The organism is Dethiosulfatibacter sp. (assembly GCF_983023055.1).
The window spans coordinates 1-2205 of record NZ_CEZJXU010000433.1; the positions used below are offsets into that span (position 1 = coordinate 1).

General features: G+C 38.4%; 2 protein-coding genes. Both read left to right on the forward strand.

Annotation, left to right across the window (positions count from 1 at the left end):
• On the forward strand, positions 1-1212 hold a 1212-nt coding region (locus AC3AX0_RS12055; RefSeq protein ID WP_487550526.1), incomplete at its 5' end, for an alanine/glycine:cation symporter family protein.
• A 239-nt stretch (positions 1213-1451) separates the two neighbouring features.
• On the forward strand, positions 1452-2205 hold a 754-nt coding region (locus AC3AX0_RS12060; RefSeq protein WP_487550527.1), incomplete at its 3' end, for a radical SAM protein.

Below are 2205 nucleotides of genomic sequence, written 5' to 3' on the forward strand. Positions count from 1 at the left end.
GATTCAACTGCAGATGGAGATGTAAGCAGCTTTGCTGCACTTTGTACAGCTCTTGCTGCAACTATTGGAACTGGAAATATCGTAGGTGTTGCAACTGCTATTAAGGCAGGGGGACCTGGAGCATTGTTCTGGATGTGGATGGCTGCATTTTTTGGAATGGCTACAAAATATGCAGAAGCCCTTCTCGCAGTCAAGTACAGGGTTGTTGATGAAAACGGCCAGATGTCAGGCGGACCTATGTACTATATAGAAAAAGGTCTTGGAAACAAGACGCTTGCAAAGATGTTTGCAATGTTTGGCATTGGTGTAGCATTCTTTGGAATAGGAACATTTCCACAGGTAAACGCTATTGCCAGTGCTGTAAAGATTACATTCAATGTTCCAATTGTAATCAGCGCAGTTGTGCTTACTGCATTAGTAGCACTTGTTACTTTAGGAGGAATCAAGAGCATATCAAAGGTATGTGAATATGTTGTACCTTTCATGGCAACACTTTATATAATCGGTTCATTGGTAATATTGATATACAACTACAGTCTGGTACCTCAGACACTTGTGTTGATAGTGAAAAGTGCATTTACTCCTACTGCTGCAATGGGTGGATTCCTGGGAACTACTGTAATGAAGTCAATTCAAAGTGGTGTTGCAAGGGGTGTTTTCTCAAATGAGTCAGGACTTGGTTCTGCACCAATTGCTGCAGCTGCTGCAAAGACAAACTCGTGTGTCAAGCAGGGTCTTATATCAATGACGGGAACTTTCTTCGATACAATTATAATCTGTACAATGACTGGAGTTACTCTGATTTTGACGGGTGCATGGACATCTGATTTCTCAGGAGCGGAGATGACTACAATGGCATTTAGCCAGGGATTTCCAGCTCCCCAGATAGGACAGCTAATAGTTACAGTCGGTCTCGTATTCTTTGCATTCACTACAATACTTGGATGGAACTATTATGGAGAAAGATGTACTGAATACCTTTTTGGAATCAAGGGGATCAAGCCTTACAGAATAATATACATCGTTCTTGTTGCATCAGGAGCATTCCTGAAGCTTGATCTTATCTGGGTAATGGCAGATATTGTAAATGGATTGATGGCAATACCAAACCTTATAGGAATACTTGGACTTAGCGGTGTAATAATATATGAAACAAATAAGTATTTTGAAGAACTTAAGAATGAAAAAACAAAGAGGAAGATTTCAGCATAGAGTAAGAAAACCATAACTGAAATAAATATTAAAACAATTAGAGTCGGAGATGTTGATCTTCGGCTTTTTATATGGAGTATAAGAAGAGTTTTTATAGGACATTATATTTTTTATGCGATAGCTATAAGATTAAAGGGTTACATGAAGCTGATAATTATGATATTATCAGTTGAAATAGACTGATATTTAATGTTAACATTGTATTGGATAGTTTGAATTGTATTTAAGGGGAGTAATTAATGACAAAGAATATAGAATATACAGGTTTTGAAGTTGGTCCAATCAGACCTCCAAGTGAGGCGGAAAGTCTTTTAATAAGGGTTTCTAGAAACTGTCCATGGAACAAGTGCAGGTTTTGCGGGTTGTACAAAGGAACTAGCTTCAGTATAAGACCAAAGGAGCATATATTAAAGGACATAGTTCTGGTAAAACAGTGTGTGGACATGATAAAAGATTACAAATCATCAATGGCAGACGATAAGAAAAAGAATCTTGATGAGTTTACTGATAATCTGGGTGAAAGCGGCATGTGGGCATATCAATCAGCTATTATGTGGATAAGGAGCGGAATGAAGTCCGTATTTATTCAGGATGCAAATAGCATGGTTATCAAGGCTGATGACATGGTTGATATTCTGAATTACCTTAGAGAGGTATTTCCCAATATTGAGAGAATAACAACATATGCAAGGTCCCATACAATTGCAAGAATGGATGAAAATGATTTGAAGAGAATAGCTGATGCAGGTCTTAACAGAATCCATATAGGTATGGAAAGCGGGTGCGACAAGGTACTGCAGTTGGTAGAAAAGGGTGTAGTCAAGGAACAACATATTGTTGCAGGGCAAAAGGTAATGAAATCCGGAATAGATCTTTCGGAATACTATATGCCTGGACTGGGAGGATTGGAATATCTGGAAGAAAATGCTATTGAGTCGGCAGATGCCTTAAACCAAATAAATCCTGACTTCATTAGAATTAGAACACTGGCTG